20 protein-coding genes are annotated in these 22,145 nt (G+C 72.9%); 13 read left to right on the top strand and 7 right to left on the bottom strand.

The features are described from left to right. Position 1 precedes the first annotated feature (1 nt). On the top strand, positions 2-775 hold the full coding sequence (locus tag ACIGG8_RS39265; RefSeq protein WP_396553384.1) for a hypothetical protein: 774 nt from the start codon (positions 2-4) through the stop codon (positions 773-775). 6 nt (positions 776-781) lie between these two features. Then, the gene (locus tag ACIGG8_RS39260; protein ID WP_396553383.1) at positions 782-2,182 is read left to right on the top strand and encodes a hypothetical protein; all 1,401 of its coding nucleotides are present in this window, start codon (positions 782-784) and stop codon (positions 2,180-2,182) included. Positions 2,183-2,317: 135 nt separating this feature from the next. Here the strand turns inward: ACIGG8_RS39260 and ACIGG8_RS39255 are convergent, their stop codons facing one another. The 4 genes from ACIGG8_RS39255 to ACIGG8_RS39240 all read right to left on the bottom strand — a co-directional run bounded on the left by ACIGG8_RS39255 (position 2,318) and on the right by ACIGG8_RS39240 (position 5,458). After that, positions 2,318-3,412: a M14 family metallopeptidase gene (locus ACIGG8_RS39255; RefSeq protein WP_396553382.1), complete on the bottom strand. Its 1,095-nt coding sequence runs from the start codon at positions 3,410-3,412 to the stop codon at positions 2,318-2,320. Positions 3,413-3,427: 15 nt separating this feature from the next. After that, the gene (locus ACIGG8_RS39250; protein WP_350524876.1) at positions 3,428-3,757 is read right to left on the bottom strand and encodes a hypothetical protein; all 330 of its coding nucleotides are present in this window, start codon (positions 3,755-3,757) and stop codon (positions 3,428-3,430) included. 105 nt (positions 3,758-3,862) lie between these two features. Then, positions 3,863-4,630, bottom strand: a complete 768-nt coding sequence (locus tag ACIGG8_RS39245; protein ID WP_396553381.1) for a TetR/AcrR family transcriptional regulator — start codon at positions 4,628-4,630, stop codon at positions 3,863-3,865. A gap of 129 nt (positions 4,631-4,759) precedes the next feature. Then, positions 4,760-5,458: a LysE family transporter gene (locus tag ACIGG8_RS39240; protein ID WP_396553380.1), complete on the bottom strand. Its 699-nt coding sequence runs from the start codon at positions 5,456-5,458 to the stop codon at positions 4,760-4,762. 284 nt (positions 5,459-5,742) lie between these two features. Here ACIGG8_RS39240 and ACIGG8_RS39235 point away from each other — a divergent pair, with 284 nt between their 5' ends. From ACIGG8_RS39235 to ACIGG8_RS39215, 5 genes are all read left to right on the top strand, one after another. After that, entirely contained in the window at positions 5,743-6,372 is a 630-nt protein-coding gene (locus ACIGG8_RS39235) for a maleylpyruvate isomerase N-terminal domain-containing protein (protein WP_396553379.1), read from the top strand. A 175-nt stretch (positions 6,373-6,547) separates the two neighbouring features. Then, positions 6,548-6,901 carry a hypothetical protein gene (locus ACIGG8_RS39230; RefSeq protein ID WP_396553399.1) on the top strand — a complete coding sequence of 118 codons (354 nt, stop codon included), beginning with the start codon at positions 6,548-6,550 and terminating at the stop codon, positions 6,899-6,901. 160 nt (positions 6,902-7,061) lie between these two features. Beyond that, positions 7,062-8,897 carry a M1 family aminopeptidase gene (locus ACIGG8_RS39225; RefSeq protein WP_396553378.1) on the top strand — a complete coding sequence of 612 codons (1,836 nt, stop codon included), beginning with the start codon at positions 7,062-7,064 and terminating at the stop codon, positions 8,895-8,897. Between the two features lie 88 nt (positions 8,898-8,985). Further along, positions 8,986-9,711, top strand: coding sequence for a G1 family glutamic endopeptidase (locus ACIGG8_RS39220; protein WP_396553377.1), 726 nt, complete (start codon positions 8,986-8,988; stop codon positions 9,709-9,711). Positions 9,712-10,075: 364 nt separating this feature from the next. Further along, positions 10,076-11,101, top strand: coding sequence for an Lrp/AsnC family transcriptional regulator (locus tag ACIGG8_RS39215; RefSeq protein ID WP_396553376.1), 1,026 nt, complete (start codon positions 10,076-10,078; stop codon positions 11,099-11,101). Positions 11,102-11,186: 85 nt separating this feature from the next. On the opposite strand, the gene ACIGG8_RS39210 is transcribed toward ACIGG8_RS39215, so the two are convergent. The 3 genes from ACIGG8_RS39210 to ACIGG8_RS39200 all read right to left on the bottom strand — a co-directional run bounded on the left by ACIGG8_RS39210 (position 11,187) and on the right by ACIGG8_RS39200 (position 14,583). After that, the gene (locus ACIGG8_RS39210; RefSeq protein WP_396553375.1) at positions 11,187-12,074 is read right to left on the bottom strand and encodes an NAD(P)H-binding protein; all 888 of its coding nucleotides are present in this window, start codon (positions 12,072-12,074) and stop codon (positions 11,187-11,189) included. 296 nt (positions 12,075-12,370) lie between these two features. Beyond that, positions 12,371-13,546: an alpha/beta hydrolase gene (locus tag ACIGG8_RS39205; protein WP_396553374.1), complete on the bottom strand. Its 1,176-nt coding sequence runs from the start codon at positions 13,544-13,546 to the stop codon at positions 12,371-12,373. Between the two features lie 200 nt (positions 13,547-13,746). Continuing rightward, a complete protein-coding gene (locus tag ACIGG8_RS39200) occupies positions 13,747-14,583 on the bottom strand; it encodes a helix-turn-helix transcriptional regulator (protein WP_396553373.1) in 837 nt (278 codons plus the stop codon). A gap of 139 nt (positions 14,584-14,722) precedes the next feature. Here ACIGG8_RS39200 and ACIGG8_RS39195 point away from each other — a divergent pair, with 139 nt between their 5' ends. The 6 genes from ACIGG8_RS39195 (at position 14,723) to ACIGG8_RS39170 (ending at position 21,897) form a co-directional block, all read left to right on the top strand. Next, positions 14,723-15,457 carry an SDR family oxidoreductase gene (locus ACIGG8_RS39195; RefSeq protein ID WP_396553372.1) on the top strand — a complete coding sequence of 245 codons (735 nt, stop codon included), beginning with the start codon at positions 14,723-14,725 and terminating at the stop codon, positions 15,455-15,457. Between the two features lie 23 nt (positions 15,458-15,480). Then, the gene (locus tag ACIGG8_RS39190; protein ID WP_396553371.1) at positions 15,481-15,951 is read left to right on the top strand and encodes a nuclear transport factor 2 family protein; all 471 of its coding nucleotides are present in this window, start codon (positions 15,481-15,483) and stop codon (positions 15,949-15,951) included. A gap of 148 nt (positions 15,952-16,099) precedes the next feature. Beyond that, positions 16,100-17,668 carry an APC family permease gene (locus ACIGG8_RS39185; RefSeq protein WP_396553370.1) on the top strand — a complete coding sequence of 523 codons (1,569 nt, stop codon included), beginning with the start codon at positions 16,100-16,102 and terminating at the stop codon, positions 17,666-17,668. Positions 17,669-18,204: 536 nt separating this feature from the next. Next, complete coding sequence (locus ACIGG8_RS39180; protein ID WP_396553369.1) at positions 18,205-19,026, top strand: SDR family NAD(P)-dependent oxidoreductase; 822 nt, start codon at positions 18,205-18,207, stop codon at positions 19,024-19,026. 840 nt (positions 19,027-19,866) lie between these two features. Further along, complete coding sequence (locus ACIGG8_RS39175) at positions 19,867-20,070, top strand: hypothetical protein (RefSeq protein ID WP_396553368.1); 204 nt, start codon at positions 19,867-19,869, stop codon at positions 20,068-20,070. A 273-nt stretch (positions 20,071-20,343) separates the two neighbouring features. Beyond that, positions 20,344-21,897, top strand: a complete 1,554-nt coding sequence (locus tag ACIGG8_RS39170) for a Na+/H+ antiporter (protein WP_396553367.1) — start codon at positions 20,344-20,346, stop codon at positions 21,895-21,897. Positions 21,898-22,145 lie beyond the last annotated feature (248 nt).

Raw genomic sequence — 22,145 nt, 5'->3', positions numbered from 1 at the left:
CATGACTGACGTATCGCCCGGGGTCGCCCCCGAGCAGCTGATCGACCTCGTCCGCCGGGCTCCGCTGAGCTTCGTGGGCACGGTCACCCGGGTCGGCGGCACCTCGCTCGCGGCCTTTCCCGCCGACGCCCGCAACGAACGGACCGCCGTGGTCAAGGTGACCGAGGTGCTGCACGCGCCCCAGGCCTTCCGGCAACTCGCGGGCAGTGAGGTCACCGTTCAACTGGCCCCTGAAGACGCCCCGTTGGCGGTCGGCGACACAAGGGCCCTCTTCACCCGGGGCCTGGTCTACGGTGAGGGCCTCGGCCTGGCCGAGGTGGCCCGGCTGCCCGCCGAGGCCGTCCAGGGGCACGTGTCGCTCGCCGCCACCACCGCCGACGAGCTGCCGTTCTCCTCGGTGCAACGCACGATCCGCAACCAGGACATCGCCGCCCACGCCGCCGAGGCGGACGCGGTGGTGATCGGCGCCGTGGTGGGCCTGGAGGACCTCGGCCTGCCGGCGCACTCCGAGCACGCCCCGCTCTGGTGGCGCGCCACGATCGACGTCTCCCGCGTCGAAGCCGGCCCGGTCACCCCCGGACGGACCGGCGTGCTCTACCCGCGCAGCCAGGACGTCCGCTGGTACCGCGTGCCCAAGCCGGCGCCCGGGCAGCTGGGCCTCTGGCTGCTGCACGACACCTCGGGCGACCTCGCGGCGCAGGCGCCGTACCGACTGCTCCACCCCGACGACTACCAGCCGGTGCAGAAGCTCGCCGTGCTGCGCGAAGGGAGGTGAGCCGACATGCCCACCATCAAGGTCGTCGACATCGTGCCCATGGCACAGAGCGGTGACACGAACCAGGACGCCGAGCCCAACCTCGCGGTGAACCCGGAGAACCCGCGGGAGATGGTCGCGACCGCCTTCACCCTCGACCCGCTCGGCGGGCCGTTCGCCCCGGTCTTCGTCTCGGCCGACGGCGGCGACACCTGGGTGCTGACGTCCGTCGTCCCCGGGGAGAAGGGCGACTTCGGCACCTTCGACATCAGTGTCGGCTTCGCCGCGCAGGGCGGCAGGCTCTACACGGGCATCCTCAACGCCACCACCGGCGACCTGGAGATCCTGCGCACGGAGGACATCACCTCGCCCGGGGCGATGGAGGTCCTGGCGGACGTGTCCACGGACCTGAACCCGGACCAGCCCTGGGTGGTCACGGCGCCCGCGGGGGCCGAGGGCGGCGGCCGGGACGTCGTGTACGTCGGCAACAACGTCCTCGACCGGGGGGCCGGCTCCGCGACGGCGACGGTCTCCGCCGACGCCGGCACGGGCTCGGGCGGCTTCACCGACGTCCGGCTCGACCAGCGCCCCGGCGCCAAGAGCAACGGGCCGCCGATCCGGCTCGCCGTGCACTCCGACGGCACGGTCTACGGCGCCTTCGAGAGCTACAGCCGCGAGGTCCGGGACACGGCGGATCCTGCTCCGGCCTTCTTCATCACCCTCGACGTGGTGGTGACCCGGGACGACAAGGGCGGCCTCGGCCAGAACGCCTTCGAGGACCTCCGGGACTCGGTCGACGGCGTCGTCGGCCAGCGGGTGGTCAGCGGGCGGGCCCTGGAGTTCAAGGTGCACGAGGCGACGCTGGGCCAGGAGCGCACCGGCGCCGACCTGTCGATCGCGGTCGACCCCACGAACTCCAACAGCGTGTGGGTCGCCTGGTGCGACGCGACCGGCGGCCTCCCCACCGACTACGTGCTGCACGTGCGGCACTCGGCCGACCGGGGGCAGACCTGGACCGACGCGCACGCGGACCTGATCAACGCCAAGAACCCCTCGCTGGCGATCAACTCCGACGGTCTGGTCGGACTGCTCTACCAGCAGCTCGCCGACGGCCAGTGGTCGACGGTGCTGGAGCTGTCCGCGGACCGCTTCGGGACCGTCGAGCGCACCGTCCTGCACCAGGCCCCGGGCGACGTCCCGAAGGCGAAGCACATCCCGTACCTGGGCGACTACATCCGGATGCTCGCGATCGGCCGGGACTTCTACGGCATCTTCTCCGGCAACAACACACCGGACCGGGCCAACTTCCCGGTCGGCGTGACGTACCTGCGCAACGCCAACTTCACCACCCGCCAACTGCTCAGCACGGACGGCGTGACCCGCGTTCCGCCGTCCATCGACCCGTTCTTCTTCCACCGAGCCGCCTGAGCGCACTCGGCGCACTCGCCAAGGCGCCCGCCACGACCGATCGTGGCGGGCGCCCTGCTGTCGGGCACTGTGGCTTGGCGTTTCCGGCGTTCCCGGCGTTCCCGGTGTTCCCGAGGTGTTCGGGTGTTCGGGTGTTCAGGTGACGGCCAGGCAGAACTGCACCAGCCCGGCGTCCACGTCGAGGACGATCCGCTCCATCTCCGCCCACGGCGGGTGGAAGGGGTTGGGCGAGTGGGCCGCGTCGTTGCCCCACTCGACCGTGAAGCCGAGCACCTTGCCCCGGCCGGGGTCGGTGTAGTGGCGGGCGTAGACGTAGTCGTCGCTGGTGCCGCTGGTCGGGTACAGATGGAAGCCGGTCATCGGCTTGTACGGCACGCCGCGGACGCCGTAGACGCCCTGGCAGAACGCCTCGGCGAGCAGCCGGGCGGTGTCCTCGTCCCCCTTGGGGATGTACTCGGAGTACGCGAGGTCGCCGGGCAGGCCGCGCTTGCCGTCGAACTGGTGGTTGCGGAAGTTCATGTCCGGGTCGACCGACTGGTTGTCGTCGTCGCCCCAGTTGTAGAGCATGTCCTGCGCGTAGCTGTGGACGTCGACGAACCACCCGGTCCGCGGGTGCTGGTCCAGCAGCCAGCGGACGTTGCGGGTCTCCGGCTCGGAGAACGCGGTCGGCCCGCAGTAGACCATCTCGTCGCACGGGTCGGCCGAGACCTGGGGGTTGGCGTGCGGGTCGAAGGCGGTGGCGAAGTCGAACAGGAAGTCGTAGTTGCGGTTGAGGTCGACGCCGATGCAGGCGGGCTTCGGGCTGCCGCCGGCGTTGGCCGGGTTGCGGTTCTTGCGCCACATCGACTTCACGGTCTGGCTGTAGAGCCGCCCGTCGGGGTTGACCAGCGGGTAGACGACCAGGTCGAGGCGCCGGAGCAGGTGCTGCACCTGGTCGGCGGTGAAGACGGAGCCGCCGTAGCCGAGGCCGGTGCCGTTGCGGTAGGCCTCCAGCAGGTCGGCGGCGAAGTGGACGAGGACCTCGCAGCTGCCCCATTCGCGGGCGTGCACGCCGCCGATCAACATCACGCACTTCTTGGGGATGGGCGCGGGTGCGCCGATCCGCAGGGCGTGCGCGGTGCGGCCCTCGAACGAGGGCTCGGGCAGGGTGATGAGCTCGGCGAGGCCGGGGTAGGCGGTGGCCAGGCTGGTCACGGCGGACTCGACCTCGGTGATGTTCAGGTACGGCATGGCGGGCCTCCCGGGTCAGCCGGCGAGCTTGGCGGCCAGGCCGCGCGGGACGGCGTCGGCGGGGGCGAACCGGTCGCCGGTGCCGACCTCGGCCTGGGCGGCGCGCCCGGCCTCGCTGGCGTTGCCGATCCGGGTCACCGTGACGCCCTCGCGTTCGAGGGCCGGGACCTGGGCGGCCGTGGCGTAGACGTCGATGCCGACGCGGCCGTCCGCCTCGACGTACGGGCGTCCGCCGGTGTCGGAGCGGGTGTCGCGCAGCAGCGCGCGCAGGGCGTCCGGGTCCCTGGCGGTGACGCGCAGGCGCAGGATGTCGTCGTGGTGGGGTTCGTTCGGAACGGCGGACATGGGGACTTCTTCCCTGGCGCCCGCGGAACGTGGCCGGAGCGGTCTCGGGCGGCTCGCTCCGCAGCGCCGTCATCAGAGGATATGTCCGACGTGTACCTCGTATCCTCAGGATGCGTCGCCGCCGTAGAAGGCGTCAAGGGGAGGCTGCGGCATCCCGTCCAGCAGGCTGTCCAGGCCGCGGAGCATCTCGGCGTCGTCGTCGAAGTCGGCGAAGCGGGGCACCAGGGCGCGCAGCCGCGGGTAGTCGGCGGCGGGCAGCCGGTGCAGGCCGAGCCGCAGGGCCGGGTCCGGCTCCTCCGGGTTGTCGACCACCTGGCGCTTGTCGACCAGCAGGCAGCCGAGGTTCCAGGCGACGAAGGAGCGGTAGACGGTCAGGGCGGTCGCGTCGTCGAAGCCGGCCCGCCCGAGCACGGCGAGGATGTGCTCGGTCAGTTCGAGCACCGGCGCCGGCCGCCGCGTCACCGGGACGGTCAGCGGGCGGGTCGCGACCAGCGGCAGGATCTCGGGGTGGGCGTGCGCGACGGCGGCGAACGCCTGGGCGATCCGGCGCAGTTCCTGCCGCCACTCGGGCTGGTGCGGCTCGGGCCGGCGCCGCTCGGGCCGGTGCCGCTCGGGCGGGCGCGGGCCGCTCGCGGCAGCGGTCCGCAGCCGGTCGTTGACCTCGGTGAAGTAGGCCTCGGTCAGGCCGTCGAGCAGGGCCTCCTTGCCCGGGGTGTAGCGGTACAGGGCCATCGACTCGACACCCAGCTCGGACGCCAGTCGGCGCATGGTCAGTGCGGCCATGCCCTCGCGGTCGACCAGCGCCACCGCGGCGTCGAGCACCTGCGGGCGGCTCAGTCGCCCCCGCTTCTCGGTGCCGTCCCGCTCACCCATGTCCGCACTCCTCCGGATCGGCGGAAGTCACCCAGCGGATACAGAACCAGGATACAAGGGATGAATCCGGCGTAAACGGGTACGGCGCATGTGGCCCGGCCGGTCCCGGCGCTCCGGTGATTGCGCTGGTCAGCCGACCAGCAGTCGAACGGCCAGTACGGCGACCAGGGCGGCGGATCCGATTGCGGTGAGTAGTCGCCCGCGCGGCCCGGTGAGCGCGCGGCCCAGCAGCGCCCCGCCCGAGGCGAGCAGCAGCTGCCAGCTGGCGGAGGCGGCGAACGCGGCGGCGACGAACACCGCCCGGGCGAGGGAGTCGGCGGTCGCGGCGTCCCGGCCGCTGCCGCCGAGGACCAGGGCGGCGAAGTAGAGCACGGTGAGCGGGTTCAGCAGGGTGATCCCGAGCAGGGTCAGAAAGGCCCGGGCGGGGGAGGGCGGCGCCTGTTCCGGGGTCACGGCGGCCCCGGACGGCGCGACGGCAAGGGACGTCGCGCCGGCAACGGACGTCACGGCGGCCCCGGACGGCGCGGTGGCCCCTGGGCGGTGGCGCAGCGCGCTGTGGGCCGTACGGGCCGACAGGGCCAGCAGCACCAGGGCTGAGCCGATCCGCAGCGGCCCGGCAACCGGTTCGAGCAGGGGCGCGAGCCCGCCGCCGCCGGCCGCCGCGACCAGCGCGTACAGTCCGTCCGCGGCGGCCACGCCGAGGGCGGCGCAGGCACCGGTGCGCAGCGAGGTCCGCGCGGTGAGCGCGACGACATAGGCCCCGACGGCCCCCACCGGGACGGCGACGCCGTACCCGGCGAGCAGCCCCGCGACCAGGGCGGCCCTCATCCGCGTACGGCGTCGGGCCTCCGGGGGCGGCCGGGCTGCTGTCGGACCGCGGCCGGGCGGGCGGAGGTCTCGGGCAGCGCGGGGGCGGGGAAGGCGGTCATGCGGTGATGGTGACGGCCGGGCGGCGGGGGCGGCAAGCGGTTTTCCGGCGGGTGGCGGGTGGTGGTGGGTGGTGGGTGCCCGGGTAGTGGGTGGCTTGTGGCCGGCGGTGGGCGCCGGGTCGTGGGCGGCGGCGGGTGGGTAACGTGGGGGCCGTCCCGTGACACCCGCTCCGAGGAGAGCCGATGGACAGTCAGAACGACCCGGTAAGCGCCGTGTTGGCGGAGGCCTGGGGCTCCTGGGCGGAACGCGGTGCGGCCCTCGGCGCCGCGGACTGGGGCCGGCCGACCCGGCTGCCCGCGTGGACCGTCCGGGAGCTGTACGCGCACGTGGCGCCGGTGCCGGAGATGTTCACCGGGCTGCGCACGGCCGTCCTCGACGGGCCGGCCGAGATCACCACGGGTGCCGGGATCCTGCGTGCCTACAACCGGCCGGGCGGTCTCGCGCACACCGCCGCCGGGCAGGTCGCCGAGACGGCGAGGCAGACCGCCGTGGCCGCCGATCCCGCGGTGCTGATCGCCCGGTTCGGGGTCGAGGGCCCGGCGGCCCTGGCCGCGCTCGACGACCTGCCGCCCGGTACGACGGTCGCGCACCCGCTGCTCGGCAGCGTCACGGTCGGCGCTCTCGGCGAGGTGGCGCTGATGGAGGCGACCGTCCACCTGCTCGACCTGATCGCGGCCGTCGGCGGGCCGCCGCCCGCCGACGCGGCGCTGCGGGCGACCCGGGCCCTGCTGGCGGAGGTCGCCGACCCGGTGGCCTTCATCGAGGCGGCGAGCGGGCGCAGCACGGAGGCGGTGCTCCCGGTCATCCGCTGACGCCGCCGTCCGACGCCCATGCGCCGTTGTTTCACGGCCGTCTCGCGGCCGTTCACCGTCGTTTCGCGGTCGTTCGCCCTCGTTCCTGCCGGGGTCGGTAGCCCCTGGTCAGCAGTATGATCAACGGCCGGAGTCGGACCCGATCGGGGGAGAGTCAGTGGACCAGGTGCTCAACATGTGGTGGGTGCTGCCCGTCGTCCTGTACGGCAGCGGATGGATCGTCAAGGACGCCCGGCAGGCACTGAAGGTGCGGCACGAGCGCAAGATGGAGCTGCTCGCCGCCAGTGAGCGTCAGCAGGCCGCGCTGGAGGCGTCGAACCGCCCGCCGGAGCCGGTCTGCGGCTGCACCCACCACCTGGCCAAGCACGACAAGCAGGGCCGCTGCCACGAGGACGTCGAGGCCCCGACCGCCTGGGACGCCGACCGCCGCCCGCTGCAGTACGAGGCGCGGCCGTGCAACTGCCAGCAGTACATCGGTCCGGAGCCGCTCGGCACGGTCTTCGCCCCGGAGCTGGTCGACCCGCGCTGACCGCGCGGACCCGTACCGCGGCGGTCCTGTACCGCGGCGGTCCCGTACCGCGACGGGGCCCGGCGGGGTCCGACCGGTCCACTTGGTGTCATGAGCCTTTCAAAGGTGCGGGTTTGCTGTCACGCTGCTGCTCCCGGCCCGCTCCCCACGAGAGGTTCCGATGAGAAGACTCCTGCATGCCCTGACCGGTGCCGCCCTGTTCGCAGCCGCCGGCCTCGCGGCGCTCGCCACCCCCAATGTGGCGAGCGCCGCGGACTGCGCACCCGCCCAGGTGGTGGCCAACAGCGGTTTCGAGTCCGGCAGTTCACCCTGGACGGCGCCGAGCGGCGCGATCACCGGCGACACCGGCCAGAGCGCGCACTCCGGCAGCTCCTACGCCTGGCTCGACGGTTACGGATCCACCCACACCGACACCCTCTCGCAGTCCGTCACCCTCCCCACCGGGTGCGGCACCGCGACACTCGGATTCTGGCTGCACGTCGACACGGCCGAGACGACCGGCAGCACCGCCTACGACAAGCTCACCGTCAAGCTCGGCTCCACCACCCTGGCCACCTACTCCAACCTGGACGCCCGGGACGGGTACGTGCACCGGACCGTCGACGTCTCCGCCTTCGCCGGCCAGACCGCGACGCTCTCCTTCACCGGCGTCGAGGACTCCAGCCTGCAGACCAGCTTCGTGCTGGACGACGTCACCCTGGACGCCTCCGGCGGCACCACCCCGCCCCAGCCCGGCGACCCGACCCGCACCCCGGCCTCGCCCGGGTACACCGTCAACCTCACCAGTGACGCCTCCGGCGGCAGTTGGACCGGCCACGAGAGCGTGACCTTCACCAACGCCTCGCCCAGCCCGCTGAACGAGGTGTACCTGCGGCTGTGGGACAACTGGCACGGCAGCTGCCCCAGCACCCCGATCACGGTGACCAACGTGACCGGCGGCACGCCCGCCCCGCTCTCGGTGAACTGCACCGCGCTCAAGGTCACCCTGCCGGCGCCGCTCGCGCAGGGCCAGAGCGGCACGGTCGGCTTCGACCTCGGCATCACCGTGCCGAGCGGTGCGGACCGCTTCGGCCGGGACGGAGCGTTCAACTTCATCGGCAACGCCCTTCCCGTCCTGGCGATACGGGACGGAGCCGGCTGGCACCTCGACCCGTACACCAACAACGGCGAGTCCTTCTACTCGGTGGCCTCCGACTTCACCGTCACCCTGGACCACCCCTCCGGCCTGCTGGTGCCCGCGACCGGCACCTCGGTGGACACCCCGGGCGCGGCCGGCCGGACCGTCACCAAGGCGACCGCGAGCAAGGTGCGCGACTTCGCCTGGGGCGCCGGGCCGTTCACCAAGATCTCCGGCACCTCGGCGGCCGGGGTGAAGGTCAACGTCTACTCGGTGGCGGGGATCAGCGCGGCCGACGCCAAGTCGATGCTCTCCACCGCGACCTCGGCGGTCGACGCCCACGCCCAGCGCTTCGGCGCCTACCCGTACGGCGAGCTGGACGCGGTGATCGACAACAACTTCTGGTTCGGCGGCATGGAGTACCCGGGCTTCGTCCTCGACCTCGTCAGCACGACGGCGCTGACCCACGAGATCGGCCACCAGTGGTGGTACGGCATCGTCGGCGACGACGAGTACACCAGCCCCTGGCTGGACGAGGCCTTCACCGACTACTCCACCGACCTCGCCCTCGGCAAGACCGGCAACGGCTGCTGGAACAGCGTCTCCTGGGCCTCGGCGGCCGAGAAGATCACCAACTCGATGGCGTACTGGGACGCCAACTCCTCCCGCTACTCGACGGTCGTCTACGGCTACGGCAAGTGCGCCCTGCACGACCTGCGCCGGACGATCGGCGACACCGCGATGACCACCCTGCTGCGGAACTACGCGCAGGCGCACTGGTACGGCGTGTCCACCACCGCGGAGTTCAAGGCCGCGGCCCAGGCCGCCACCACCGTCGACCTGACCTCCTTCTGGAGCCAGCACCGCATCGACGGCTGACCGCCGACCGCCCATGCCGCCCCCGGCCCCGCCCGGGGGCGGTGCCTGACCCGCGTCCGGCACCCGTCCGCCACTCGGAGAGGACCCCATGACCGCCCGCCCCCACACCCGCACACTCGCCCTGCTCGTCACCACGGCCGTCGGCCTCGCAACCGCCCTGAGCGCGGCAACCCCGGCCGCCGCCACGGCGAGCCACCGCAGCGACCACTCCCGCAAGCACGCGGACAACATCTGGGGTGGCTACATCACCTACGGCTCCACGTTCACGACGATATCGGGCACCTGGAACATCCCGGCGCTCGACTGCACCAACAACCGCGGAATCGCCTCCCCCTGGGTCGGGTTGGACGGGTGGGACAGCGACACCGTCGAGCAGATCGGCGTCGACCTCGACTGCACGACCGGCCGGGCACAGTACAACACGTGGGTCGAGATGTACCCGCAGGACAGCATCTACTTCGCCGAACCCGTCCAGGCCGGCGACTCCATGACCGGCACCGTCACCGACGAAGGCGGGCACTGGTACACGCTGACCCTGAGCGACACCACCCAGGGCTGGACGAAGTCCTTCCGGAAGTACCTCGCCACCGCGACCTCCGTCAACGCCGAGGCCATCATCGAACCCATCGGCTCGGGCTCCGTGCCGACCCTGGCGAAGTTCGGCCCGCTGCAGTTCACCGGCGTCACCGTCGACGGCCGGCCGATCGGCGACTACGCCACCCACGCGTCCACCGTCACCCGGAGGACGACGACGCTGGCCACCACCGGCACGCTCAAGAGCGACGCGTTCCCCGTCACCTGGCGGCACTCCTGACAGAGCCGTCGCCCCGGCCCCGCCGGGACGCACGCTGACGCGCGGGCGCGGCCCCATCAGTTCTCTGCTGTCCGACCTTTGCTGTCCGAGCAGAGCAACAGAGGGGCTGCGCCTGTCGCCGTCCGCCCCCAGGGCGCGGCGACCGGGTCGACCGGGCGGGGGAGAACACCTGAGCGGCGCCCGCCTACGGTGGGTACGGCGGCCCCGCAGGAGTCACCGCCGCACACGCGGGCATGAGGTTCCGTCAACTCGGCTGCCGGTTCGGGCCTTTCTTCCGCGACTGCCGGGCTGACGGCCCTTCTGCTGGGGTCGTGATTTCAGGAACGGGCCCTGCGGTGCGGCGGTATGGGCGAAACTTGCCTTCATGGTGCATTCGTCGGCGGATCCCGTACTGAGCCTTGTGGATCAGCGGCTGGTGGCCGCCTTGCAGTGCGACGGGCGTCTGTCCGCGGAGCGGGCGGCCCAGGTGCTGGGGCTCAGCCCCGCCACCGTGCGGCGCCGTCTGCAGGCGCTCGGCGCCGACGGCACCCTGCGGGTGGTGGTCTCACCGGTGGCGCGACCGCGCAACGGCGGCTCGGCCGGGGCGCTGTTCCTGCGTATCCGGGTCCTACGCGGCAAGCTCGACACGATCGTCGCCGCGCTCGCCGCGCGCGAGGACATCCCGTTCATCGATATCACCACCTCGGGTGACGAGATCTTCGCGGTCGCCCGCACCGAGCCGGGCTCACGCGACCCGCTGGTCTTCCGGCAACTGCCCTCCACCCAGGCGGTCACCTCCCTGGAGAGCGCCACGATCCTGCACGTCTTCCGGCTCACCTCCGAGTGGCGCCACCAGGTGCTGACCGCAGCCGAACGCGCGGCACTGAGCCGGGCCGCGCCGGCCCCCGAAGCGACCGCCGCCGGCCCGGGCACCGGCTCCCCCGGCCCCTACGGCATCGACACCGACCCCCTGGAGCAGACCCTTCTCGACGCCCTGGACCCCGACGCCCGCCTGCCCGCAGCGGCCCTGGCCGCGCGCACCGGCCACCCGGAGAGCACCGTGCGCCGACGCCTGGCCCGACTCACCGCCCAGGGCCGCCTGATCACCCAGGTTCTGGTCGAGCCCCGCCGCCTCGGGCTGCCCATCGAGGCCAAACTCCTGCTGCACGTGCCCCCGGACCACCTCGCTGCCGCCGGACAGGCCCTGGCCGACCATTCCGCGGTCCACGGCGCCTTCGCGACCTCGGGCCCCTCGAACCTGCACGCCGCCGCGTACTTCCCCGACCTGACGGCCCTCTACGGTTTCCTCTCCCGCGACCTGGTCGGCCTGGGCATCACCCACATCGAGACGGCCATCGTCAGTCGAGCCGTCAAACGCACCCCCGCACCGCCGCATCCCGCGTCGCTGTAGGTGTCGGCGCCGGTGTCGGCGACGACGAGGACGGTGGGGGCCTGGCTGGGTGCGACGGTGATCCGCGGGGCGTCGGGATCCGGCCTCACCTCGATGGTGGGGTGAAGCCGGCGGTCGTGGGCGGGGCCGCGAAGGCGTCCGCATGGTCGGCGACCCACGTCGCGTAGTCGTGGGCCGGGCGGCCGAGTACCCGTTGCACGGTGTCGGTCACGACGGCGGGGCGACCGAGCTCCCGGCGGTAGCGAGCCAGCAGGGCGGCGACGAACGGCGCGGCGACGCCCTGGCGCAGGAGGGCCTCGGCGGCTGCCTCGGGCGGTACGCCCCGGTAGGTCAGGGGACGGCCGAGGACGCCGCCGATCACCTCGATCATCCGGGCGTGGGTCAGGGCGTGCGGGCCGGTGAGTTCCAGCCGGCCGAGCGGCCGGTCCGTGATCAGGGCCCGGGCCGCGACGTCGGCGAGGTCCTGTTCGTGGATCGGCGCCTCGGAGAACTCCGGGTAGGGGCCATGGACGACGTCACCGGCTCGGATCTGGGCGCCCCAGGCGTGCAGGCTGCTGGCGGCGAACGTGCCGGAGCGCAGGCTGGCCCACTCCAGTCCGCTGGCGGTCACGGCCTGTTCCGCCTCCTTGTTGCGGTCGCCTCGGTGCCGGGAGGGCTGGTCGTCCGGGTCCTCGTCGATGTTGAGCGCGCTCAGCGCGACCACGCGGCGTACGCCCCGGTCGCGGGCGAGCGCGACGAGCTCGGCGGCGGCCTCTCCGGCCGCCCTGGGGTGCAGGAACAGTGCGGTGACGCCCTTCAGGGCATCGGCGAGCGTGCTCGGACGGGACGGGTCGCCGTGGACGATCTCGATGCCGTCGGGCAGCGCGGCGGCCGCGGGGGCGCGGGTCACCGCGCGGACGGCGCGGCCGTCGGCGGCGAGGGCGGTCACGAGCGGACGGCCGACCAGGCCGGTCGCTCCGGTCACCAGGATCATGGGTCTCTCCTTCGTGGAATGTCGTTCGGGGGCGTGGGGGCGTGGGGGCGTGGGGGCGTGGGGGCGTGGGCGCGTGGACAGCCGTTGGTGAAACGACTGTTCGGCCTCGGGTCCGTCCCTGGGCGTGCAGGACCGGATCCGGGAGCATCCGGTGCCGAGCCGTGCCGAGCCGTGCGAGCCGGTGCCGAGCCGTGCGAGCCGGTGCCGAGCGGTGCGAGCCGGGACAGACGGGGAACGGATGGGAACGGGGCGGGGACGGGCCGTCCGGCGGCAACCCCTCGCCTCGTCCCGGTCGGTCACGGCGTGCGGGCCACGTGCGGGGCCAAGTGCCTGCGCAGGAACGCGATCTGCGTCCGGGCGGCCTGTTCGTGCGCTTCGAGGAAGGGGGCGTAGTGGCGGCCTGGCAGGTGGACCACTTCGGCGTTCGGGGTGTGCCGGGCAGCCCCGACGGCGGGGCCGGGGAGCGTGCTCTGGTCCTGGTCGCAGACGACGACCAGCAGGGGGCACCGGATCCGGGACGCGTGGCGACCGGGCCGGTACCCGGGGAGCTGGAGGGCGATCCGGGCGGCGACCGTCTGCTCCCAGGTGGTGTGGCGGCGTTCGGGGTCGAGGGCCCGGTCGCCGTCCATGGCGTCGCGTGTGGTGAGCGAGGCGACGGTGCCGCGCGGGCCGGCGGTGGGGACCAGCATCGGCGGACGGCCGACGAGGCTCCCGAGCGTGTCCGCGACACCCCGGCCGAAGAGCCGCAGCGCCGCGAGGGGCGTCATGGAACGCAGCGCATGGGGGGCGATGGCGCGCCCGTCGACCAGCGGCGTCTGTGCGATGGCGCAGGCCAGTCGGGGGTGATCGGCCGCGACGCGGAAGACGTGGCCGCCCGCGAGTGAGAAGCCCCAGACCGAGATCCTGTCCGGGTCGACGTCGGGCAGGGTGGCCGCGTACTCGATCGCGGCGTGCCAGTCGGCGATCTGCTCGTCGAAGCGGACGACCTGACGTGGTGCGCCCCCGCTCTCCCCGAACCGTCGGTGATCGAAGGCGAGGACGGCGAAGCCGGCGTCGTTGAAGCGTGCGGCGAACAGGTCCGTGGCCGGTTCCTTGGTCACCGAGGTCCCGCCGGCCATGATCACGCAGCCGCCGTTGGATCCCGGGTAGTACCAGGCGGCGCATGAGGTGCCGCCGCTGGCGAAGCGTACGTTCTCCCGTTGTGCGGGCGCGGGCACGTGGACCTCCAGGGTGGATGCGTCGTTCTCGGGTGCTGTGAATCCGCGGGCCTGCGGCGTTGCCGTACCGCAGGCCTCCTGCGCGGGGCCGCCGGTGGCAGCCCCGGAGGTGCCGGCGGCGCAGCCCAGGAGGCCTGCGGCCGACCGATCGGGCCGGGTGGACCGGATGTGCGGGTCGAGGATCACCGGGTGCTCCTTCCATGGCCCGGATCCGCCGGTGTACGCCGGAACCGGGGTGGAGCGGATGACTTCCATGGTCGGCCCGGGCCTCCCTCGGCAGGCCCTGCGGTGCGACGGAATGGGCGAAACTCGCCTTCGGGGTGCCTTCGTCGGCGGATTCCGTACCGAGCCTTGGGGATCGGCGGCTGGTGGCCGCTTCGCAGTGCGCCGGGCGTCCGTCCGCGGAGCGGGCGGCCCAGGTGCTGGAAGAACCCGATGGCCGCCGGACGCCGCGGTCACCTGGCGGGCGGGACCGGGGCGGCGTGGAGGGAGCCGAGCAGGCTGAGGGAGCGGGCGCTGGAACTGCCGGGCTCCGCCTGGTAGATGACGAGCTGCTGGCCCGGTTCGGCGCGCACGTCGAAGGTCTCGTACGCGAGTTCCAGGGGCCCGACGTCGGGGTGGAGCAGGTGCTTGGCCTCCCGGGTCTTGCCGCGTACCACGTGGCTGCTCCACAGGACGGCGAAGTCGGCGCTCCGCTCGGTGAGGCCGCGGGTGAGGTCCCGCAGCCGGGGGTTGTCGGGGTCGACACCGGCCGCCTCGCGCAGGTGCGCCACGACGGCCTCCGCGGCCCGGCGCCAGCGGGTGTGGAACCGGCGGCCCGCCGGATCGAGGAACGTCATGCGGGCCAGGTTGTCCATCCGTTCGAAGGGTGAGTGCAGGGCCTCGGCCAGAGCGTTGGCCGCCAGGACGTCCAGGGTCCGGTTGACGACGAAGGCCGGAGCCGCCGGGTAGCCGTCCAGCAGCTGCCGGAGGGCGGGATGGACCCGGTCCGTGGTACCGGTGGGCCTGGTGCCCGGGGTGGATCCCGCGAGGCGGTGCAGGTGCGCGTGGGCGTCGGGGCACAGGTGCAGGGCGCGGCCGAGCGCGTCGAGCACCTGGGCCGACGGGTGGCGTTCACGCCCCTGTTCCAGCCGGGTGTAGTAGTCGGCGTTCACTCCGGCCAGGACGGCGACCTCCTCGCGGCGCAGCCCGGCGACCCTGCGCACGCCGTGGCTCGCGATGCCGATGTCCTGCGGTCGCAGGGCCGCCCTGCGTGCGCGCAGGTACTCCCCGAGGCGGTTGTCGTCGGTCATGCCGTCAGGTTAGGCCGCGACGCCGGTGCGGTGCCCGGGTGCGGTGCACCCAGGCACGGGCCGTCCTGGTCGGCGGCCGCCGTCCTGCCCAGACTCGGTCGGGCAGGACCGATCCGCACAGCGAGAGGAAACAGCAGGCATGACAGACACAGGCAAGGTGGTGGCGATCACCGGCGCGAGCAGCGGGATCGGCGAGGCGACGGCCCGTCTCCTCGCCGCCGACGGCCACCGCGTGCTCCTCGGAGCGCGGCGTACCGACCGCCTCGACGCGGTGGCCCGGGAGATCACCGAGGGCGGCGGCACCGCGGCGTTCCGGCGGCTGGACGTCACGGACGCGGCCGACGTCGAGGCCTTCGTGGCCGCGGCCCGCGAGCGCTTCGGCCGCCTGGACGTGATGGTCAACAACGCCGGGGTGATGCCGCTCTCACCGCTCACCGCCCTGAGGACCGACGAGTGGGACCGGATGATCGACGTGAACGTGCGAGGAGTCCTCCACGGCATCGCCGCCGCCCTGCCGCTGATGCGCGCCCAGGGCGGCGGGCACTTCGTGAACATCGCCTCCGTCGGCGCGTACGAGGTCTCCCCGACCGCGGCCGTCTACTGCGCCACCAAGTTCGCCCTGCGCGCGATCTCCGAAGGACTGCGCCAGGAGTCGACCGGGGACATCCGGGTCACCCTCGTCTCCCCGGGAGTGACCGAGTCCGAACTCGCCGACGGCATCGGCGATCCCGTCGCCAGGAAGGCCATGGAGGCCTACCGCGCCGTGGCACTGCCGGCCGGCGCGATCGCGCGGGCCGTGGCCTACGCCGTCTCCCAGCCGTCCGGGGTCGACGTCAACGAGATCGTCGTCCGTCCCACCGCGAGCGCCCAGTGACCGCCTCCGGCACGGAACCCGCCGTGCCGCACCGCGCCACTAACGACGACCTGGCCCGCAGACTGCGGATCCTGGAGGACAAGGAGGCGCTGCGCACCCTCCTGATGCGCGGATGGCGGGCGCTGGACCGCAAGGACTGGCAGACCTGGATCGAGTGCTGGGCCGTGGACGCGGTCCTGGAGTTCGGACCGTGGGAGACGATCCGCGGCAGGGAGGCGATCCGGGCGAAGGTGGAAGAGGCGGAAGCGCCGTACGCGGCCATGCAGCACCACATCCTCAACCTGCACGTCGACATCGACGGCGACCGGGCCACCGGCATCGGCTGCATGTGGTTCACCGCGGTCGCCACACCCGGGCGTGCCGGTGCTCCGTACTCCATGGGAGGGCCCTACGACTGGGAGTTCCGCCGGGGCCCCGCGGGCTGGCTCCTGGTCCGCCAGCGGCTCGACGTCCGGTGGACCGACGGCGAGGACCCCCTGAGGGCCTTCGAGTAGCGGGCGCCCGCCCCATCCCCGACGCGGGCCGCCGGTCGGCGGACGGCGGACCCGTGACGGATCCGGCCGTCCGGGCGCGCCCCGGACGGCCGTCGGCGTTAACCTGAAGGTCATTGCCCCGGCTGATCACGGAGAGGGGGACCGCCCGGTGTCGACCTCCCCCGGCCGACCGGATCTCTCCAAGCCGACGTCCGCGCAGGGCTCCGGCGTCGGCGAGAAGGGTCTGAAGACCGACGCGCTCGGCCTGGTCTCCTCCGTCGCCATCGGCCTGGCCTCCACCGCCCCCGCGTACAGCCTGGCCGCCACGCTCGGCATCATCGTGGTCGGGGTGGGCCTGCAGGCGCCGATCATCACCATCCTGGCGTTCGTCCCGATGCTGCTGATCGCGTACGCCTACAAGGAGCTGAACGCCGCCGACCCGGACTGCGGCACCACCTTCACCTGGGGCGCCCGGGCGTTCGGCCCGCGCACCGGGTGGATGGGCGGCTGGGGCATCATCGTCGCCGACATCATCGTGATGGCGAACCTGGCGCAGATCGCCGGCGTGTACGGGTTCCGGCTGTTCGGCCTGGACTCGCTCGCCGCCAGCACCACCTGGACCACCGTTGCCGGCGTGGCGTGGATCGTCGTCATGACGCTGATCTGCTACGTCGGCATCGAGATCTCCGCAGCCCTGCAGCGGTGGCTGCTCTGCATCGAGGTGCTGATGCTGGCGATCCTCTCGATCACGGCGCTGGTGAAGACGTACGGCGACAACCCACCGGCGACCGCGATCCACGTCAGCTGGTCCTGGTTCAACCCGTTCAACGTGCCCTCCGCCAGCGCCTTCACGGCCGGCATGCTCGCCGCCGTGTTCATCTACTGGGGCTGGGACACCGCGGTCTCGGTCAACGAGGAGACCGCCGACTCGCACCGCACCCCGGGACGGGCGGCGGTCATCTCCACCGTGCTCCTGCTGGCCATCTACACACTGGTCTCCACCTCGGCGCAGGCCTTCGCCGGCATCGGAACCGAGGGCATCGGGCTCGGCAATCCGGACCACGAGGGCGACGTGCTCTCCGGCCTCGGCGACGCGGTGTTCGGCTCCGGCGGGTTCGGCGGCTTCCTCAGCAAGCTGCTGATCTTCATGGTGCTGACCTCGGCCGCCGCCTCGACCCAGACCACCATCCTGCCGACCGCACGGACCGCCTTCTCGATGGCCACCCACAAGGCGATCCCCAGTCAGTTCGCCCGGGTGCACCCGCGCCACCGCACCCCGACCTGGTCGACCCTCGGCATGGGCATCGCCTCGATCGCCTTCTACGTGCTGCTCACCGCGATCAGCGGCAACGTGCTGGCCGACTCGATCGCCTCGGTCGGCCTCGGCATCGCCTTCTACTACGGGCTGACCGGTTTCGCCTGCGTGTGGTACTACCGCCGGGTCCTGACCCGCAGCGCCCGGGACTTCGTCTTCAAGGGCGTGCTGCCGCTTCTCGGCGGTCTGATGCTGCTCTACTTCTTCGTCTACGGCGCCTTCGACGTGTACGCCGCCCCGGACTACGGCGCCACCTCGATCGACCTGCCGATCATCGGGGAGACCGGAGGCGTGACGGTGATCGGCATCGGCGCCCTGGTGATCGGCGCGGTGCTGATGCTGATCCAGCGGGCGGTGCAGGGCTCGTGGTTCCGCCACCCCGACGTCCCGACCGGCCCGGCGGACCGGGCCGACGCACCCTAGTACTCCGGCAGGACTTGCGGTAGGCGGTCGGGCCCTCCGAGAGGCCGCGCAGTGCCGGGACCGGTTCCCGTTGCCGGACGGCGATCTCCGGGAACCCGGCGGCAGTTGGGGCATGGGCGTCAACGATGCGTCGACCGCGCGTCAGGGCTTCGTCAGGGCTTCGTCAGGGAGGGTGAACGAGCTTGCCCCCGGCATCGGGGCAGGCTTTGATGGGGGACATGCACCGCTCGACACGCCACCACGACCGCCCGCCGCATAGTCGGCCGCGGATCGTCGCTGTCGCGGTCGTCACCGCCGTCCGGTAGGGGCCGAGCTCCTTCCCGCTCGTCACCGGCCGACGTGCACGGGCCGGGTGCCGTTCGTCGTGCCCGTGCCGATCACCGCCGTCCGTCCCCTGTCCCGGCGGGCTCCGAGGGCAGGGGCGGACGAGCGTTCCGTCGCATCACACCTCTTCGCACCCGCGGCCCCGTGGCCGTGCGGCTTCGTGCCGCATTGCCTTCGCACCCCGCGGGTGCCCTTCCACCCTTGGATGGGTCATGTCCGACGCTGTTCTGTCCGCCCGCACTGCCCTCGTCACCGGCGCCTCCTCCGGGATCGGCTGGGAGACCGCCCGGCTGCTCGCCGGGCACGGCGCGACCGTGCTGGTGCACGCACGCACCACCGCGGAGGCCGAGGCGGCCGTCGAGCGGCTGGTCGCCGCCGGTGCCCGACGGGACCAACTCGTCGAGCTGGCAGCCGACTTCACTCACCTGTCGGAGGTCGCGGTGCTCGCCGGCACGGTCGTCAAGCACTACCCGGCGCTGGACCTGCTGGTGAACAACGCCGCCGCGATGGCGCCCGAGCGCTGCACCCTCACCGACGACGGCAACGAGGTCTCGCTGCAGGTCAACTTCCTGGCCGCGCACCTGCTTTCCAAGCTGCTGCGCGCCCCGCTGTCGGCGGCCGGCGACGCCCGCATCGTCAATGTGTCGTCGTCCCTGCACCGCACCGCCTCGATGAACTGGTCGGACCCGCACCGGGTGAAGAAGTACTCGCGGGTCGCCGCGTACGCGCAGTCGCAGCTCGCGCTGACCATGGCGACCGCCGACATGGCTCCGGCCGGCTCCGGCATCACCGCCGTCAGCGTCAACCCGGGCCTGTGCGACACCGCGCTGCTGCCGCTGTACGGGCGGGTCGGTGCGCCCGCGGCGGAGGGCGCGGCGGCCGTCGTGCGGCTCTGCCTGCCGGACTCGGTCGTCACCAACGGCGCTTACTTCGACGGCGGAACCATCGCGCCCACCGCGCCCGCCGCCCAGGAGGAGCGCTCGCTGAAGCGCCTGGCCAAGCTCGTCGACCAGCTGGTCGGCCAGGCGGCCTGAACCGCACCATCCGATGCGGCAACCCGACGGTCACGAGAGAGAACACGATGTCCAAGCGCGCGCGTAAGAAGAAGGCCCGTCGGAAGAAGAAGGCGAACCACGGCCGCAAGCCCGGGCAGTAACCGACAGACCCACCCGGTGCCGCGTGCCACCGGCACCGGGTGCACCCCTTCGGCCCCCGAGGCCCGCCGTCCGGCTGTGCGGACCGGCGGCGCCCCGGGGGCCGAGTCGTTGCGCAGTCGTCAAGATCGCATCAAGGGCGGTGCGGTTCCACGGCCTGTTCGACCGCTCCTCCCGCGAGCACAACTGGTGCCGACTCCCGCCGGACGATCAAGGACGCGGGTGGCGGCCGCTACCGGATCACCAGCGCCCTCGGCCCGGAGCTCACCGAGCACACCGGCACCTACCTCGCCGACGTCATTGGCTGGAAGGGCGGTGCCCGGCCGGGACGCGTCCCGGCCGCCCACCCGGACAGATCTTGCGCCAATGCCTCGTCAAGATGATCCCCGGCGGCGTCAAGGACTCGTCAGGGCGGGCGGACGAGTGTTCGGCCGTACCTAGTGTGAGCTGCGAGGAAACGGTTCGCTGCCCGGGCGTGGGGCCTGGCGGCGAACCGTTTGCCGAACCCCGACCCCCGGCGGGTTCCTCCGGGGAAGGTTCGGCGGCCAGTGAGAAACAGGGGAGGGGGCGCGCGGCGATGCCAACGGGAACGTCGGGCGGTACGGCGGTCATGGGGAAGACGGTCGCGTCGGAGACGGCGCGACAGGAGACAGCCGCACCACCACCCGGGCCGCGCGCCCCCCGTCACCGGCTCGCAGACTCCTGGCGCAGCCGGGCGTGGTGGAGTCGAACGCCGACTTCGGCGTCCTGAGCGCCGCCCTGGACGGCAACCAGGCCATCAATCAGCGCGCCTTCGAGGCCGCGGTCGCCGACGGCGACGACGATCTCGACACCACGACTGCGGGTGTCGGCGCGGCGGCCCTGGCGGTGGCGCTCGCCCTGACCGTGCCGGGAGTGCGGCCGCGCCTGCGCGAGTTCGCCTGACCGGGGGCGCGGTCGCCGCGCTCCCGGCTCACCGCCGTGCACTGCCTGCTGTCGGTGGAGCGCGGCGAGTGGTCGGTGGCGCGGCGTGAGCCGAGACGGTCACGCTCCGTCCGTGCTGTGCGCGCCGCCGTCCCATCGTTTCCGCCCCTGCCCGCGCCGCGCTAATGCTTCGATAAGATGACCGCAGGTGTGCCGGGAAGCCTGGTCGGCGCGGGGGACGACTGCGGCGGTCAGCGGCGGTGACCCCGATCTTGCGATGAGGTCTTTCCACCGATGCACGTTGTGGCGATCGTTCTCGTCCTGGTCGTCCTGGCCACGGCCGTGGCCACTTTCGCCGGGCGCTTGCGGGTGCCGGCGCCGTCACTGCTGGTCCTCGCGGGCATCGGGGTGGCCCTGATACCCGGCGTCCCCGCGCTGCACGTCCCGCCGCAGATCATCGGCATGGTGGTTCTGCCCCCGCTCCTGTACGCCTCCGCCGAGGAACTGTCGCTGCGCGACCTGCGGACGGTCTGGCGGCCGGTGACCATCCTGTCCTTCGGGCTGGTCTTCGCCTCCGCCGCCGCCGTCGGCTTCACCGCCGTCGCCGTCGCCGGCCTGCCGCCCGCGATGGCCTTCGTGCTCGGCGCCGTGCTCTCCAGCACCGATCCGGTGGCCGTCACCGCGCTCGGCCGCCGCCTCGCCCTGCCCGGGCGCCTCCAGGTCCTCGTGCAGGCCGAGAGCCTGTTCAACGACGCCACCTCGCTCGTCCTGTTCAAGGTCGCCGTCGGCATCGCGGTGGCCGTCGGAGCCTCGGTCAGCCTGCCCGCGGCGGGCGGCGAGTTCCTGCTCCTCGGCGGGGGCGGCAGCGTGGTCGGCGCCGCCGTCGCCGGACTGGTGTGGCTGGTGCGCCGCCGCACCACCGACCCCGTCCTGGAGACGGTGATCGCCCTGGTCACCCCGTACGCGGCGTACGTGCTCGCGGAGTCCGCACACACCTCCGGCGTCACCTCGGTCGTCGTCGCCGGCGTGCTGCTCGGACGCTCCGGCCACCGGCTCACCGACGCCCACATCCGGCTGCAGCTGCACGCCGTGTACGCGGTGGTGGTCTTCCTGCTGGAGAGCGTCGTCTTCAGCATCGTCGGCCTGGAACTGCCCACCCTCGTGCGGGACCTGCCCGCCGACACCGGCTGGTGGCCGCTCCAGGCGCTCGCGCTGGCCGCCGTACTGATCGCGGTGCGGGTGCTCTCCACGCTGCCGCTGACCCGCGCCGTCAAGCCCAGCCAAGGCCGCGGCCGGCTCTCCTGGCGGGTCGCCGGGGTGGTCACCTGGGCCGGAACCCGCGGCGTCATGCCGCTCGCCGCCGCACTGTCCATCCCGCTGCTCGCCGACGACGGCACGAAGCTCACCGGACGACCCCTGGTCCTGGTGCTCACCACCGCCGTCGTCGTCTTCACCCTCGTCGTCCAGGGCCTCACCCTCGCCGCCGTCGTCAACCGCTCCGGCCTCGCCCTCGAACCCGAGCACACCGCCCGCGAGGAGGACGACGCCCGCGACACCCTCAACCGCGCCGCCCTCCACCACGTCGACCACCTCGCCGAACTCGAAGCCGTACCGGACACCGCACTCGACCGGGTCCGCCGCGGCCTCACCGCCCGCCTCGACCGCAGCGCCGAAACCCCCGACGGCACCACCGCCGACGCCGCCTACCGCCAGCTGCGCCACGAGGTCATCGCGATCCAGAGCACCGAACTGCACCGCCTCTACGACGAGCACCGCATCAGCGACACCACCCGCCGCCGCCTCCAGCACGACCTCGACCGGGAGGAAGCCGCCCTCGGCACCCCGTGACCCCGTGAGCCGTCGGGCTCTCGCGGAGGAGGTTCAACGGCGTCGCCGCGGCGGGAGCACCACGGTGAGCGTCGCACACACAGCCGGCACGCGCTCGGCGTCCGGGAAGCGAGTGACGGTCTCCAGCAGGAAGTCGACGGACCGCCTTCTGACGGGGGACTATCACGATCTAGGTGTACGACACCCGGTTGGACTAGGTGTTGATCTTGCTGTCGGGCGTGGGCCGGGTGGCCTACGCCCGTCCGGCG

It is taken from the genome of Kitasatospora sp. NPDC085464, assembly GCF_044541955.1.
GTDB lineage: Bacteria > Actinomycetota > Actinomycetes > Streptomycetales > Streptomycetaceae > Kitasatospora.
This window is presented reverse-complemented; position numbering and strand designations above follow the sequence as displayed.